Below are 14,523 nucleotides of genomic sequence, written 5' to 3'. Positions count from 1 at the left end.
CTCAGGTCATGTACGCGCCGCCGTTGAGCTGGATCGTCTGACCGGTGATCCAGGCCGCCCGGTCCGACGCCAGGAACCCGACCGTCCAGCCGACGTCCTCCGGCGTCCCGAAGCGGCCCACGGGGATGGCGGCGGCGTGCTCGGGCGGCGCCGGCTCTCCGCGCAGGTGGGACATCGTGCCGAGGGCGATCGCGTTCACGGTGATGCCGCTGGGCGCGGACTCCAGCCCGACGTGCCGGGTGAAGGACTCCAGGCCCGCCTTCGCCGCCCCGTACACGGCGAGCCCGTTGCGGCTGGCCGCCCGCGACGCGTACGAGGAGATCGAGAGCACCCGGCCCCAGCCGCGCTCCCGCATGCCCGGCAGGACGGCGTGCGCGGCCTGCATCGGCGCGTACAGGTTGAGGTCGATCCAGGCGTCCCACTCGGCGCGGTCGGTGTCGACGAACTGCCCGTTCGCCGCGCCCACGGGGATGCCCGCCGCGTTGACCAGGACGTCGACCGGGCCCAGCCGCGTCGCGACCTCGGCGACCATCGCCCGGACGCCGGCGTCGTCGGTGACGTCCGCGGGCACGGCAACCGCCTCGCCGCCCCGGCCCCGGATGCCCGCCGCCGCCGCCTCGGCGGAGGCCGGGTCGAGGTCGTTGACCGCCACCCGCGCGCCGAGGCCGGCGAGGACCTCCGCGATGCCCAGCCCCACCGTCCGCCCCGCCCCGGTCACCAGTGCCACCCGCCCGGACAGGTCCAGGCCGTTCCTCGTCATCACTCCGCCGCCTCCCTTGACCATCAATCATTGGCAGGATAGGCAGGGGTGTGCCTCCCTTCCCCGATGCCGAGCTCGGCGCCCTGAGCCGGCGCTACGCCGCCGCCGCCGACAACGGGGACGCCGCCGCCTTCGCCGCGGTCTTCACGCCCGACGGCCGGCTGGCCGTGCACTACCCCGCCGACGGCGACCGGCCGTCGACCGACCTGCGGGGCACCGGGGCGCTGACCGCGGTGCCCGGCCGGCTCGCGGAGCGCTTCGACCGCACGTTCCACCTGCTCGGCCAGGTGGGCACGGAGCCCGACGGCGACGAGGCGACCGGCCTCGTCTACTGCCTGGCCCACCACCTGTCCCGGTCCGCCGGCACGGACCTGGTGATGTTCCTCCGCTACCGGGACCGCTACCGCCGGGGGGACGACGGCGCCTGGCGGATCGCCGAGCGGGTGGGCCGGATCGAGTGGACCGAGACCCGGCCGGTCGACGCGCTCCCCGGTGGCGTCGCATGAGCGGCGCGCTGGACGGCCGGCGGGCCATCGTCGTCGGCGGCGGCAGCGGCCTGGGCCTCGCCAGCGCCCGGCTGCTCGCCCGCGACGGCGCGACGGTCACCCTGGCGGGACGGACCGCCACGAAGCTCGAGGCCGCCCGCGAGGAGCTCGCCGGCGAGGGGCTCGAGGTCGCGACCGTCGTCTGCGACGCGATGGACGCCGGCTCGGTCCGGAACGCGGTCGCCGCGGCGGCCGACGACGCGGGCGCGCTGCACATCGCCGTCGTCGTCCCCGGGACGGCGCGGATGTCCTCGGTCCTGCTCTACGGCGACCAGGAGTTCAGCGCCGACGTCGACGGCAACGTGCGGCCGGTCTTCCTGCTGCTGAAGTACGCCGGGCAGGCCATGCTGCGCGCCGGGTCGGGCTCCTTCGTGGCCATCTCCTCGACCGCCGCCGCGTTCTCCGCGCGCTACCTGGCCGGGTACAGCGCCGGCAAGGCCGCCGTCGACCAGCTGGTGCGGGTGGCCGCCGACGAGCTGGGCCGTTACGGCATCCGGGTCAACGCGGTGCGGCCGGGGATGACCCGCACGCCGTCGACCGCGCGGTCGTTCGCGAACGAGCCGCTGATGGCGTCCTTCCTGGAGCAGCAACCGATCGCACGGCACGGCGAGCCGGACGACGTCGCCGCCGCGGTCCGCTACTTCGCCGGCCCCGAGTCGTCGTGGACCACCGGCCAGCTGCTGGCCGTCGACGGTGGCAACACCCTGCGCTCGTTCGTCGACTACGAGGGGCTGATCCCCCTGACCGATCCCCGCGACGCGATCCTCGGCGGGGACCCCGCATGACCCAGCTGTCGATCACGCTCCCCTCCTACGCCGCCGAGCCACCCGGCGACTGGGAGCACCTGCTCGCCGTCGCGCGCGCGGCCGACGTCACGGGCGTCGACCGGGTGGTGCTGTCCGACCACGTCGTCTTCGGGGAGAACCTCGAGGAGTACGGCCGCCCGGAGATCGGCGGCGCCGCCGGGGGCACCCAGCCGACCGGCCCCGACGGGCTGTGGCTGGAACCGCTGACCACGCTCTCGGTGGTCGCCGGGATGACGGGCTCCGTCCGGCTGGGCACGAACATCATCGTGGCCGCGCTCCGCCGGCCGGTCGTGCTGGCCAAGTCGACGTCGACGCTCGACGTCCTCTCCCGCGGGCGGCTGGACCTCGGGGTCGGCGCCGGCTGGCAGCGCGAGGAGTACGAGGCCGCCGGGCTGCCGTTCGAGGGTCGCGGAAAGCTGCTCGACCACACCCTCGACGTCGTCACGACGCTCTGGCGGGACCAGCGGGCCTCGCACTCCTCGGCCCACCTGTCGTTCGAGGGCATCCACCAGATGCCCAAGCCCGTGCAGCCCGGCGGTGTGCCCATCTGGGTCAGCGGCACCCTGCACGGCGCCGTGCTGCGCCGGATCGCGCGGTACGGCACCGGCTGGATCCCCTGGGGCCCGGACGCCGCCGACCCCGCCGCGATCGGGCGGATGCGGGAGGGCGTGGCCGCGCTCGGCCGCGACCCGGCGGGCCTGCAGGTGGTCGGCACGCTGCCCACCGTGGCGACGGCGGACGGGCGGGTGGACGTGCCGGCCACCGTCGACGCGATCGGGCCGCTGGCCGAGGCCGGCTACACGGACCTGCGCGGCAAGGTGCCGCTCCCCGCGGGGGGTCAGGCCGCGGTCGAGGAGGTCCTCGGCCCGCTGGTGGCGGCATTCCGGCAGGCGGTCGGCCGGTGAGTCGGGCGGTCGGCCGACGGGTCAGGCGGTCGGGTCGTCGATCAGCGCCTGCAACGCGCGGGCGTAGACCTGGAGGACCTCGGCCGTCGGCCGGCCGGCCAGCCCGGCGTCCGGGCGGCCGCGCAGGTCGAAGAGCAGGCCGTTGACCTGGGTCGCGACGAGGCGGGCCCGCAGGTGCCGGTCGGGACCGGTCAGCCGCTCGGCCAGCGGACGCACCACGTGCCGGTCGGCCGATGCCTCCAGGTAGCTGCGCACCTCGGGACGGTCGATCGCCCCGATCAGGGCGGCGTAGGTGCTGACCGCCGCGCCTCCGCGGACGGTGAGCAGCCGCTCGAGGATGAGCCGCCCGAGCTCCTCCAGCGGCCCCTCGACCAGCCCGCGGAAGGACTCGTCGACGGTCATCGTCTGCAGGAAGAGGGCCTCCTTGGAGCCGAAGTGCCGGATCACCAGCGAGGGGTCCACCCCGGCCGCCGCGGCGACCTCGCGCACCGAGACGCCGCCGTAGCTCTTGGCGGAGAACAGCCGCCGCGCGGCCACCCGGATCGCCTCCTGGGCGTGCGTCGACGGCGGGCGCCCCGGCCCGCGGCGCACCGTCGTCGGGGCGTCGGTCTCGGTCACGGACCCGAGTATGCCCTTTCTGCCAACGGCGTTGACTCAATCAACCATCATCACCATGATGGGGGTCACAACGGCGCGCACCGCGCGCCATCCGCCGGAGGCGGCCCCGCCGGGCCGCCGAGGACGACTGGGGCGAGCATGACCGCGACGATGGCCGGCACCGACCGGGTCGAGATCGACTTCTCCGTGTACAACCCGTTCACACCGGAGTTCTCCACGGACCCGTGGCCGGTCCTCGACCGGCTCCTGCGCGAGTACCCGGTCGCCTACCACCGCGACATGGGCATGTGGTTCGTGACCTCCCACGAGCACGCCCAGGAGGTGCTGCGCAGCCCACGGTTCAGCACGAGGATGACGGACTGGAACAACGCCCCGGCATCCACGCCGGAGTCCGAGTGGACGCTCTACGAGAAGGTCCAGCAGCACTCGATGCTCAACGTCTCCCCGGCCGAGCACCAGCGGCTGCGCCGGCTCACCGCCCCGGCGTTCTCCCGCCGCGTGATGGACCAGATCGAGGCGCGCATCCGGGACAACATCGGCGAGGTCTTCGACGAGCTCCCCGACCAGACCGCGTTCGACGCGGCGACCGGCATCGCGGACAAGATCCCGATCCGGGCCATCGCCCGCATGGTCGGCGTCCCCGCCGAGGCGGAGTCGCTGTTCGTGCACGGCCTGGGCTGGAACGCCGTCCGTGCCACCAACCCCATGTACGCCGCCGACCGGGACACCTACATCCAGGGCACCATCCCGGGCCTCGAGTACCTGTTCGAGAGCGTCGCCGAGCACCGCGCCGCCGCCGAGGCGGGCAGGGGCAGCGACGACTTCATCGGCACGCTCGTCGCCACCGAGGTCGACGGTCAGCGGCTGTCGGACGCGGAGATCGTGTCCGTGGTCATCGCCGTGGTCGTCGCCGGCGCCGACACCGCCGTCGACCTGCACACGCTGGCCCTGCAGGCGTTCCTGACCCACCCCGACCAGTGGGCCCTGCTCGGCGAGCGCCCCGAGCTCATGGAGGACGCGATCCTCGAGGTGCTGCGCTGGGGCGCCCACGGCAAGTTCGGCGGCATCCCGCGGTTCCCGCTGGAGGACGTCGAGCTGGGCGGCCAGGTCATGGAGAAGGGCTCCTTCGTGATGCCCCTGTTCGCCACCGCGTTCATCGACGGGCGCAAGTGGGCCGAGCCCCGCCGCTTCGACATCACCCGCAGCCACGCCGGCAACCTCGTCTTCGGCGCCGGCCCCCACCTGTGCATCGGCCTCAACCTGGTCAAGGTGCAGGGCAAGCTCATGCTCGACGAGTTCCGCCGCCGCTTCGGCGACACCGCGCGGATCGACGGCGAGGTCGAGTACGACTCCGGACACTGGAACGCCCGGCGCATCACCCGCCTGCCCATCCGCACGGGCGCGTGACGGCGGTGCGCGTCGAGGTCCACCGCGACCGGTGCCTGGCGACGGGGGCCTGCGTCTACACCGCCCCCGGCGTCTTCGCCGTGGGGGACGACGCGGTCGTCGCGGTGATCGGCGATCCGGAGGCGGATCCGGAGGCGGTGCGCAACGCCGTCGCGGAGTGCCCGGTGGCGGCACTGGAGCTGGCGGAGGGCTGAGCCGGGGCGGGGCCCGCCCGGGCCCCACCCCGGCTCAGCCGTGGACGAGCTCGGCGATGGCGGCCAGCTGCGAGACGTCCGCCGAGACCGTCATGGTGGTGAGCAGGGACTCCCGCCAGACGGTGAGCTCCTCGGCGATCTTGGCGCGCGGGCCGACCAGGGCCACGCGCTCGACCATCGTCGTCGTCACGGCCGCCGCCGCCTCGTCCCTGCGGCCGGCCAGGTAGTGCTCCTGGATGCCCGCGCACTCGGCCTCGAACCCCATCCGGGCGAAGACCTCGTAGTGGAAGTTGGCGCCGCGGGCACCCATCCCGCCGATGTAGAGGGCCAGGTACGGCCGTACCCGGTCGGCCGCGGCCTCGACGTCGTCGTCGATCACGACGTTCACCCGGCAGAAGACCTCGAAGTCCTCGGCGGACCGCCGCGCACCCTCCCGGGCGAAGCCCTCGGCCAGCGCCGCCCGGTAGAGGGCGTCGTCGTAGGGGCTGTAGAACATCGCGAGCCAGCCGTCGGCGATCTCCGCGGCCAGGGCCACGTTCCTCGGCCCCTCGGCGGCCAGCACGATCGGCAGGTCGGCACGCAGCGGGTGCAGCGTCGAGCGCAACGGCTTGCCCAGCCCCGTGCCGCCCGGCACCGGCAGGGTGAAGTGCTCGCCGGTGAACTCCGACCGGCCGCGGGCCACCAGCGTGCGCACGATCTGCACGTACTCGCGGGTGCGCGCCAGGGGCCTGGGATAGGGCTGGCCGTACCAGCCCTCCGTGACCTGCGGACCGGAGGCGCCCAGACCGAGGACGAAGCGGCCACCGGAGAGGTGGTCCAGCGTCATGGCCGCCATCGCCGTCGCGGCGGGGGTGCGGGCCGCCATCTGCGCGATCGAGGTGCCCAGCCGCACCCGCGTCGTCCCGGCGCCGAGCCAGGCCAGCGGGGTCAGGGCATCCGAGCCGTAGGCCTCCGCGGCCCAGATCGAGTCGTACCCCAGCCGCTCGGCCTCGGCGACGAGGTCCGCCACGCCCGGCGGCGGACCGGCGTCCCAGTAACCCAGGGCCACCCCCAGCTGCAACCCCATGCCCGCTCCTCCTCCGGGTGCGCCGGCCGGACCTCCCCACGACCTTTCTTGTATATCATTGCCTGGGAAGACCAATCGGGTGCCCAGGAGGAGCGAACCGGCATGGACGTCGTCTACGGCACCCCCTACCACGGTGCCCCGGTGCCGGCGTGGCTCTACGACGGCGCCGCGATCGGCCGGCTGGCCGCCGTGGCCGAGGCGGCCGGCTTCGCCGGGTTCACGATGACCGACCACCCGGCGCCGTCCCAGGCGTGGCGGGAGCACGGCGGTCACGACACGGTGGACCCGTTCCTCGGCCTGGCCTTCGCGGCCGCCGCGACCAGCCGGATCCGGCTGTTCACCTACCTCGTGGTGCTCCCCTACCGGAACCCGTTCCACCTGGCCAAGACCACGGCGTCGCTGGACGCGATGTCCGGCGGCCGGCTCGACCTCGGCGTGGGGGCGGGCTACCTCAAGGCGGAGTTCCACGCCCTCGGCGTCGACTGGGACGAGCGCAACGCACTGTTCGACGAGGCGGTCACGGTGCTGCGGCAGGCCTGGACCGGCGAGCCGGTCACCCACGCGGGGCTGCACTTCTCCGCGCGGGGCACGGTCACCGTGCCGCCGTCCCCCCAGCCGGGCGGGCCGCCGCTGTGGATCGGGGGGAACAGCAGGCTGAGCCTGCGCCGGGTGGTGGACCTCGGCGCCGGGTGGCTGCCCATGCCGAACCCGAGCGACTCCTCGGCGGCGCTGCGGTCACGCGCCCTCGACGGCCTGGACGACTTCGCCGGCTACGTGGGGCAGCTGCGGGCGTACGCGGACGAGCGGGGCCGACCCGCACCGGACCGGATCATGTACTCGATGCCCGGAGCGGGCTCGGCCGAGGAGATGGACGCGCACGTGCCGCTGGCCGGGGAGCTGGCGGCCTGCGGCGCGACCCAGCTGGTGGTCAACGCCCCGACGACGGCGACGCTCGCCGGGGCCGAGGAGTGGATCGCCCGCTACGCCGACCGGGTGCTGACCCGGCTCTGAGCGACCAGCCCGCGCGCGGTCACCAGCGGCAGCCGATCGGCCGTGACCAGCCCGGGCGCGGCCGCCACCACCGCGGGGATCGCGTTGACGGCCGGGTCGGCGGTGCTGGCCCCGTAGTCGGCGAGGTCGGCGCTCTCCGCCGAGACCCGCAGGTGCACGTCCGGAACGCCGTCCACGTCGATGACGTAGCCGCGCTCGACCGGCCAGTCCGGCTCCATGTCGTATCCGAGCCGCCACAGCAGGCCGAGCTCGATGACCGCCCGGCCGCCGGACACCCCGGACCAGCGGCCCTTCAGCCCGCACACGGTGCCCCGCGGGAATTGCATCCAGCCGAGGTCGACGTCGGTGGTGGCGGTGGCGAACTCGACGTCGAAGCGCACGTCCTCGAGCTCCACGGCCAGGGCGCCGGCCATCATCTCCACGGCGTCGAGGAAGACGAGCATCCGCTGCCGCACCTTCTCGACCAGGCCGGGGGCGTCGGGCGGCCCGCCGAAGCCGAGGGAGACCCAGGTGTCCTTCGAGGCGTAGTGGGTGGCGTCGACGGACTCGAGCACCGAGATCCGGTCGACCCGGCGGCAGAACGCGGCGGCGGCCAGCCCGAGGGTGTTCGCCATGCCCGGGTTGGCGCCGGTGCCGTACAGCGACACCCCGCCGCGCCGGGCCGCGGCGTCCAGGCGCGCCATCTCCTCGTCGCCGTAGGACCGGCCGGTGATGAAGTTGGCCGTGGAGACGACGTTGATGCCGGCCTCCAGCAGCCGGACCATGTGGTCGGTCTCCCACTGCAGCGGCATGTAGAGGACGCAGTCCGGCCGCAGGGCGATCAGGGCGCCGACGTCGTCGTTCGCGGCGACGCCGATCGGGTCGATGCCGGCGAGCACGCCGAGGTCCTGGCCGGCCTTGTCGGCGCTCCAGGCGTAGCCGCCGACCAGGTCCAGGTCGGGGTGGGCGAGGACGGCCTTGACGGCGTTGCGGCCCACGAGGCCGGTGGTCCACTGCACGATCCGGAGCGTCACGCGTTCGGTGTCCGTCCTGTCCGGGGCGTCGGGACCTGCGCCACGACGCGGAAGCCAATCTTATATAGGATAGACCCGTCGACGACGGTGGAGGAAGCGATGCAGATCGGCCTGGACCCGGAGCAGCGCGCGTTCGCGCGGGCCTCCGGCGCGCTCGCCGCCGACCTGGCCGCCGGCTGGGACCGGGGCCGGGGCCCGCACGACGTCGGGTCGCCCGAGCCGTCCGAGAAGGACTGGGCGCGGATCGCCGACGCCGGCTGGCCCGCGCTGCGGCTGCGCGAGGAGAACGGCGGCCTGGGCGCCGGCACGGTCGACGTCGCCGTCCTGGTGGAGCAGCTGGGGCGGCACGCGGTCGCCGCACCCGTGCTCGGCACCCTCGTCGCCGCCGAGCAGCTGCAGACCCTCGGCGCCCCGGCCGCGACCCTCGAGGCGATCGCCGCGGGCGAGCTGCGGGTGGCGCCGCTGCTGGACGCCCGCCTGCTCGACTTCGCCCCCTCGGCCGACGGCGCCCTCGCCTGGGACTCGGCCGGCGCCACGGTGGCCTTCGCCCCCGACGGCTCGGCCCACGCGCTGGGCGAGCCGCTGCCCGCCGCCGACGTCACCCGTGCGGTCCGCCGTCCCACGTCGCCGGTCCCGGCCGCGGCCCTGGAGCTGCGCCCGCCCACCGACGACGACCGCGACCGGCTGCACGCCTTCGTGCTCACGCTGCTGGTCGCGGACCTGCTCGGCACGATGTCGGCGGCGCTGGACGCGGCGGTCGAGCACGCGCGCTCGCGCACCCAGTTCGGCAGGCCGATCGGCTCGTTCCAGGCGGTGCAGCAGCTCGCGGCCGAGGACCTCGTCTCGGTCGAGGCGACCCGCAGCGCCGTGTACCACTCCGCGTGGGCGGTCGACGCGCTGCCGGCCGCGGAGGCGCTGCGGGCGGCGCGGGTCGCCAAGGCGTTCGCCTCCCGGGCCGGGGTCGCGGTGTGCGAGGACGTCGTCCAGCTCTTCGGCGGCATCGGCATGACCTGGGAGTCGCCGGTCCACGTGTGGCTGCGGCGGGCGCAGACCGACCGGACCTCGTTCGGCGACGAGCACACCCACCAGGCCGTGCTGGCCGACCTCGACCTCGCTCCGGGAGCCTGACCGTGGACTTCTCCGACTCCCCCGAGGTCGCCGAGTTCCGGGCCGACCTGCGCGCCTGGCTGGCCGAGCACCTGGCCGAGCACGCCGACGGCGTCTCCTACGACAGCGCCGAGGGCGTCGAGGCCACCCACCGCTGGCACCGGGCACTCGCCGCTGCGGGGTACGTCGCGGTGTCGCTGGACCCGCGGTACGGCGGGCGCGGCCTGTCCGATCTGTACGAGGCGGTGATCAACGAGGAGCTCGCCGCCGCGGCCGCCCCTCCCCCGCCGCCGATCGGCCACATCGCGCACGCCGTCGCCGACTTCGCGTCCGACGACCTGAAGGGCCGGGTGCTGCCGGGCCTGCTCGGCTGCACGGAGAGCTGGTGCCAGGGGTTCAGCGAGCCCGGCGCCGGCTCCGACCTGGCCGGGCTCTCCACCACGGCGGCCGCGACCGACGGCGGCTTCGTCGTCAACGGCCAGAAGATCTGGACCAGCTGGGCGATGTGGGCCGACCGCTGCCTCCTGCTGTGCCGCACCGAGCCCGACCAGCCGCGCCACCGCGGGCTGTCGATGCTCGTCGTCGACATGGACACCCCGGGCATCACCCGGCGGGAGATCACGCTGGCCAACGGCAGCCGCGAGTTCGCCGAGGTCTTCTTCGACGACGTCCGGGTGCCCGCCGCGAACCTGGTCGGCGAGCGCGGGCAGGGCTGGAAGATCGCCCAGCACATGCTCACCTACGAGCGCGGTCCCGCCGACATGGGCTGGACCGGGCGGCTGGGCAATGTGCTGGCCGCCGCCCAGGAGGCCGTGCGCAGCGGTCGCCTCCCCGCCGACGACGTGCTGCGCCGCCGGCTGGCCGCGGTCGCCGTCGACGCGCAGGTGCTGTCGTGGCACGTCGCCCGCTCCCTGGTCGACCGGGAGTCGGCCGACCCCGGCTCCAGCGGCTCGATCGACAAGCTGCTGACCACGCGGGTCGAGCAGGAGCTCTACCACGTGGTCGACGACCTGCTCGGCGCCGCGGTCGTCGTGGGCGACCAGCGACCGTTCTCCGAGTACCTGTGGTCCCGGGCGCAGTCGATCTACGGCGGCACCCAGCAGATCCAGCGGCAGATCGTCGCCCAGCGCCTGCTCGGCCTCCCTCGCGGCTGACCCGGCGCGCGACCGCCGGGGGTCGGCCACCGTGCCGGTGGGTTCCGGACGTTGCCGGGCAGATCGCGCCGGCAACGTCCGGAAAGCGCCCGCAGGGTGCGACCCTGCGGGCGCCCTCAGACCGCGGGCACCCCGTCGATCACGTCGAGCACGACCTCCGGCGTCAGCGGCTGCACGTTCGGCAGCCCCCCGAAGGGGGCCAGCGCATCGCGGACGGCGTTGATCAGCGCCGGCGGCGAGCAGATCGCCCCGCCCTCGCCCATCGGCTTGAACCCGCCCGGTGTGTTGGACGGCGTGATGACGTGACCGATCTCGATGTCGGGGACGTCGGCCGCGGTCGGCAGCAGGTAGTCCAGGAACGTCGTCGTCAGCGGGTTGCCGTCGCCGTCGTAGACGAAGTGCTCGTAGAACACCCCGCCGATGCCCTGCACCACGCCGCCGGTGATCTGCCCCTCGACGACCATCGGGTTGATCATGTTGCCGCAGTCCTCGCTGACCACGTACCGCTTGATCTCCACCGCGCCGGTGTCCCGGTCGATCTCGACGATCGCCGCGTGGCAGGCGTTGGAGAACATCAGCGGGGGGTTGCGGATCCGGTGCTTGGCCTCCAGACCGGGCTCCATGTCGGCGGGCAGCATCGTGTGGCCGGCGTAGGCCATGGCCGCGATCTGCTCCATGCCGATGGCGGCGCCCGGGGTGCCCTTGACCGATACCACACCGTCGGTGATCTCCAGGTCGTCCGGGGAGGCCTCCAGGGCGACCGCCGCCACCTGCAGGATCTTCTCCTTCAGCTTCTGGCCGGCGATCCGGGCGGCCCCACCGAAGGTGGTCGCCGTGCGACTGCCCGCGGTGCCGGTGCCGTAGGGCGAGGAGATCGTGTCGCCCTGGACGATCCGGACGTCGTCGATGTCGATGCCGAGTTCCTCGGCCACGACCTGCGCCATCGTCGTCTCGACGCTCTGCCCGTGGCTGCCGCTGCCCATGAACACCAGTGCCTGGCCGGCCATGTCCATCCGGACCGTGACCTGCTCCGCGCCGGCGGCGCCGAAGGCCGGCGAGCCCTCGATGTAGGAGGCGATGCCGATGCCGAGGATCCGGCCCTCGGCGCGCGCGGCGGCCTGTTCCTTCCGGAAGTCCGCGTAGCCGATCATCTCCGTCGCCTGGTCGAGGGTCTCGATCGGCGTGATCGTCTCGAGCACCAGTCCGGTGGGCGTGGTGAACGGCAGCTGGTCGGGCCGGATCATGTTCCGCCGGCGGAACTCGACCGGGTCGATGCCCAGCCGAGCGGCGGTGATGTCGATCAGCTGCTCGCGGGCGACGGTCTCCATGAGGAACGGCCCCCGGTAGGGGGTCATCCCGCAGGTGTTGGAGAAGACCGCCTCGGCCGAGTAGAAGTACTGCCCGACGTCGTAGGGCCCGGGCAGCATCATCATCGCGAGGCCGGCGTTGCCGCCCACCCCGTAGGTCGGGAAGGCGCCGACGTCCTCGACGTGGTGGCCCTTGATGCCGAGGATCTTCCCGTCGGCGTCGGTCGCCAGGGAGACGGTCAGGTCCTCGGTCCGCGAGTGCCCGCCCGCGACGAGGTTCTCGTTGCGGTCCTCGATCCAGGCGACGGCGCACTGCTGCGAGTAGGCGGCCGCGGCCACGGCGAGCTCCTCGGAGTCGACGAAGCACTTCAGCCCGAAGGCGCCGCCGACGTCCTCGGCGCGCGCGTGCACCTGCACGTCGCTGAGTCCCAGCAGGCGCGAGACGGTGGACCGGACCTCGTGCACGTTCTGCGTCGAGGAGACGATCTCCAGCAGGTCGCGGGCGGGGTCCCAGCGGGCCTGGATGCCGCGGGTCTCCATCGGCACGCAGATGTAGCGGTGCTGGTGGAACGTCTCCTCGACGACGTGCGGCGCCGAGGCGAGCACCTCCTCCAGGGCCGGGTTCGAGTCGGGCATCCCCGGATAGGGCAGGGTCGAGGCGACGTTGCTGCCGTACTCGGGGTGCACGAGCTCGCCGTCCTTCGCGGCACCCCACCGGCCGCGGTGGTCGGACACGATCGCCGGCTGCGTCTCGATGTCGAGGTCGATGAGCTCCAGGGCGTCCTCGGCGAGGTAGCGGGACTCGGCCAGCACCATGGCGATCGGTTCCCCGGCGTAGCGGACGTCGTCGGCGGCCAGCAGCCGGCGCGGCGGCTGCGGCGAGTCCTTGCCCATGGCGGTCTGCCACCACGACTTCACCAGCGGGTCGAGGTCGGCGCCGGTCAGCACCGCGCGCACGCCGGGCAGCGCGCGGGCGGCCTTGACGTCCAGCGTGCTGATCCGGCCGCGGGCGACCGGGCTGCGGAGGAAGGCCACGTGCCAGGCGTCGGGCCAGAGCACGTCCTCGAGGTAGCGGCCGTGCCCGGTGACGAGCCGGGCGTCCTCGCGGCGCTTGACCGACTGCCCGAGGAAGCGGCCGACACCCGACCCGGGGGCGGCCTGCGTCGCGGTCACGGGGCGCTCGGCAGCGTGGTGACGGCGTGCCCGGCGACCGTCGGCACGCCCTCGGTCGGCGGCCCGCCGGCCCGTTCCCGGACCACCTGGCGGACGGCGTTGACGATGCCCGCGTACCCGGTGCAGCGGCACAGGTTGCCCGACAGCCCCGAGCGGATCTCCTCATCGGTCGGCGCGGGGTTCGCGTCGAGGAAGGCGTGGATGGAGACGACGAAGCCGGGGGTGCAGAAGCCGCACTGCAGGCCGTGGCAGTCGCGGAAGGCGGCCTGCACGTCGCTGAGCTCGCCGGGTGCCGGCGCCAGCCCCTCGACGGTCGTCACCTCGGCGCCGTCGGCCTGCACCCCGAAGACGAGGCAGGAGCGGACGGCGCTGCCGTCGAGCAGGACGGTGCAGGCGCCGCAGACGCCGTGCTCGCAGGCCAGGTGGGTGCCGGTGAGCCGCAGGTCTTCGCGGAGGACGTCGGCGAGGGTCTTGCGCGGCTCGACGATCGCCGACCGGGCCTGGCCGTTGACCGTGATCGTGATGGGGTGCGGATCGCTCACGCTGTCGCCTCCTGCAGAGCTGATTCGAGGGCGCGGGCCACGAGCCGGGACGCCACGCGGGTGCGGTAGCGGCCGGACGCGTGGACGTCGGACGGGGGGTCGACGCCGGCGACGGCCGCCGCGCCGACGGCGGTCAGGTCGAGGCCGGCGGTAGCGGCCCCGACGAGGTGGGACTCGGCGTCGCGGGCACGCAGCGGCACGGGTCCCATGCCGAACAGGGAGATCGCCGCACGGGTGATCCGCCCGTCGGCGACGGTCACGCCGACGACGGTGCCGGCGGTGGCGAAGTCGCCCTCGCGGCGGGCCATCTCGCGCACGGCGAAGCCACTGCGCGGGCCCCAGACCGGGAAGGAGACCGCGGCGAGGATCTCGTCGTCGGCGAGCGTCGTCGTCATCGGCCCGTCGTAGAGGTCCGCGGCGGCCAACTGCCGCGTGCCCGAGGGCCCGGCGACCGTCACCGTCGCGTCCAGGGCGGTGACCACGGCGGGGTACTCCGCGGCCGGGTCGCCGTGCGCGATCGAGCCGCCGAGCGTGCCGCGGTTGCGGATCTGGAAGTGCCCGATCAACCGGGTCGCCTCGGCGAGCACCGGCACCGCCCGGCGGACCAGGGGATCGGCCTCGACCGTGGCCTGCCGGGTCATCGCGCCGACGACGACGGCGCCGTCGTCCTCCCGCACGTAGGCGAGCTCGTCGACCCGGTTCAGGTCCACCAGCGCCTCGAAGCGGGCCAGCCTCAACGCGAGGACGGGGACGAGGCTCTGGCCCCCGGCGAGGACCTTGGCCTCGTCGCCGTAGCGGCCGAGGACGTCGACGGCCTCACCGAGCGTCGTCGGCGCCTCGTAGGTGAACGGAGCAGGCTTCACTGGCTCTCCAGTTCGTGAGGGGTCCGCGAACGCACTACGGCCCCGTGCGGAA

At 74.2% G+C, this 14,523-nt stretch carries 15 protein-coding genes; 8 read left to right on the top strand and 7 right to left on the bottom strand.

Annotated elements, in window-relative coordinates; all coding sequences use genetic code 11:
• Position 1: 1 nt before the first annotated feature.
• Positions 2-760 (bottom strand): SDR family NAD(P)-dependent oxidoreductase, encoded by a 759-nt coding sequence (locus BMY88_RS19075; RefSeq protein WP_091947388.1) that lies wholly within the window; start codon positions 758-760, stop codon positions 2-4.
• Positions 761-810: 50 nt separating this feature from the next.
• On the opposite strand from BMY88_RS19075, the gene BMY88_RS19070 reads away from it, so the two are divergent.
• Genes BMY88_RS19070 through BMY88_RS19060 form a run of 3 tightly spaced genes read left to right on the top strand, consistent with a single transcriptional unit; the run spans position 811 to position 3,016 of the window.
• Positions 811-1,266: a nuclear transport factor 2 family protein gene (locus BMY88_RS19070; RefSeq protein WP_170861186.1), complete on the top strand. Its 456-nt coding sequence runs from the start codon at positions 811-813 to the stop codon at positions 1,264-1,266.
• Entirely contained in the window at positions 1,263-2,090 is an 828-nt protein-coding gene (locus BMY88_RS19065) for an SDR family NAD(P)-dependent oxidoreductase (RefSeq protein ID WP_091947381.1), read from the top strand. The genes BMY88_RS19070 and BMY88_RS19065 overlap by 4 nt, the downstream gene beginning before the upstream one ends.
• Entirely contained in the window at positions 2,087-3,016 is a 930-nt protein-coding gene (locus tag BMY88_RS19060) for a TIGR03619 family F420-dependent LLM class oxidoreductase (RefSeq protein WP_091947378.1), read from the top strand. The genes BMY88_RS19065 and BMY88_RS19060 overlap by 4 nt, the downstream gene beginning before the upstream one ends.
• A gap of 21 nt (positions 3,017-3,037) precedes the next feature.
• Here the strand turns inward: BMY88_RS19060 and BMY88_RS19055 are convergent, their stop codons facing one another.
• Positions 3,038-3,634 carry a TetR/AcrR family transcriptional regulator gene (locus BMY88_RS19055; RefSeq protein ID WP_170861185.1) on the bottom strand — a complete coding sequence of 199 codons (597 nt, stop codon included), beginning with the start codon at positions 3,632-3,634 and terminating at the stop codon, positions 3,038-3,040.
• A gap of 138 nt (positions 3,635-3,772) precedes the next feature.
• On the opposite strand from BMY88_RS19055, the gene BMY88_RS19050 reads away from it, so the two are divergent.
• Both BMY88_RS19050 and BMY88_RS19045 read left to right on the top strand, forming a co-directional pair.
• Positions 3,773-5,041, top strand: coding sequence for a cytochrome P450 (locus tag BMY88_RS19050; protein WP_091947372.1), 1,269 nt, complete (start codon positions 3,773-3,775; stop codon positions 5,039-5,041).
• Positions 5,038-5,235 carry a ferredoxin gene (locus tag BMY88_RS19045; RefSeq protein WP_211435723.1) on the top strand — a complete coding sequence of 66 codons (198 nt, stop codon included), beginning with the start codon at positions 5,038-5,040 and terminating at the stop codon, positions 5,233-5,235. The genes BMY88_RS19050 and BMY88_RS19045 overlap by 4 nt, the downstream gene beginning before the upstream one ends.
• Positions 5,236-5,269: 34 nt before the next feature.
• Here the strand turns inward: BMY88_RS19045 and BMY88_RS19040 are convergent, their stop codons facing one another.
• Entirely contained in the window at positions 5,270-6,301 is a 1,032-nt protein-coding gene (locus BMY88_RS19040) for an LLM class F420-dependent oxidoreductase (RefSeq protein WP_211435722.1), read from the bottom strand.
• A 102-nt stretch (positions 6,302-6,403) separates the two neighbouring features.
• On the opposite strand from BMY88_RS19040, the gene BMY88_RS19035 reads away from it, so the two are divergent.
• Complete coding sequence (locus BMY88_RS19035; protein ID WP_091947367.1) at positions 6,404-7,312, top strand: TIGR03619 family F420-dependent LLM class oxidoreductase; 909 nt, start codon at positions 6,404-6,406, stop codon at positions 7,310-7,312.
• Here the strand turns inward: BMY88_RS19035 and BMY88_RS19030 are convergent.
• Positions 7,282-8,325 (bottom strand): NAD(P)H-dependent amine dehydrogenase family protein, encoded by a 1,044-nt coding sequence (locus BMY88_RS19030; RefSeq protein ID WP_091947364.1) that lies wholly within the window; start codon positions 8,323-8,325, stop codon positions 7,282-7,284. The two genes, BMY88_RS19035 and BMY88_RS19030, sit on opposite strands and share 31 nt — an antisense overlap.
• Positions 8,326-8,424: 99 nt before the next feature.
• On the opposite strand from BMY88_RS19030, the gene BMY88_RS19025 reads away from it, so the two are divergent.
• Together BMY88_RS19025 and BMY88_RS19020 are read left to right on the top strand one after the other, a co-directional pair.
• Entirely contained in the window at positions 8,425-9,453 is a 1,029-nt protein-coding gene (locus BMY88_RS19025) for an acyl-CoA dehydrogenase family protein (protein ID WP_091947361.1), read from the top strand.
• Between the two features lie 2 nt (positions 9,454-9,455).
• The gene (locus BMY88_RS19020) at positions 9,456-10,586 is read left to right on the top strand and encodes an acyl-CoA dehydrogenase family protein (RefSeq protein WP_091947358.1); all 1,131 of its coding nucleotides are present in this window, start codon (positions 9,456-9,458) and stop codon (positions 10,584-10,586) included.
• A gap of 116 nt (positions 10,587-10,702) precedes the next feature.
• Here the strand turns inward: BMY88_RS19020 and BMY88_RS19015 are convergent, their stop codons facing one another.
• Genes BMY88_RS19015 through BMY88_RS19005 form a run of 3 tightly spaced genes read right to left on the bottom strand, consistent with a single transcriptional unit; the run spans position 10,703 to position 14,471 of the window.
• Positions 10,703-13,066: a xanthine dehydrogenase family protein molybdopterin-binding subunit gene (locus BMY88_RS19015; protein ID WP_170861184.1), complete on the bottom strand. Its 2,364-nt coding sequence runs from the start codon at positions 13,064-13,066 to the stop codon at positions 10,703-10,705.
• Positions 13,063-13,608, bottom strand: coding sequence for a (2Fe-2S)-binding protein (locus BMY88_RS19010; protein WP_170861183.1), 546 nt, complete (start codon positions 13,606-13,608; stop codon positions 13,063-13,065). The genes BMY88_RS19015 and BMY88_RS19010 overlap by 4 nt, the downstream gene beginning before the upstream one ends.
• Positions 13,605-14,471: an FAD binding domain-containing protein gene (locus BMY88_RS19005; RefSeq protein ID WP_091947352.1), complete on the bottom strand. Its 867-nt coding sequence runs from the start codon at positions 14,469-14,471 to the stop codon at positions 13,605-13,607. The genes BMY88_RS19010 and BMY88_RS19005 overlap by 4 nt, the downstream gene beginning before the upstream one ends.
• Positions 14,472-14,523 lie beyond the last annotated feature (52 nt).

Origin of the sequence: Trujillonella endophytica (genome assembly GCF_900110555.1) — a bacterium.
Lineage (GTDB): Bacteria > Actinomycetota > Actinomycetes > Mycobacteriales > Geodermatophilaceae > Trujillonella > Trujillonella endophytica.
Note: the sequence above shows the minus strand (reverse complement) of the source record. Positions and strands in the feature narration are given on the sequence as shown.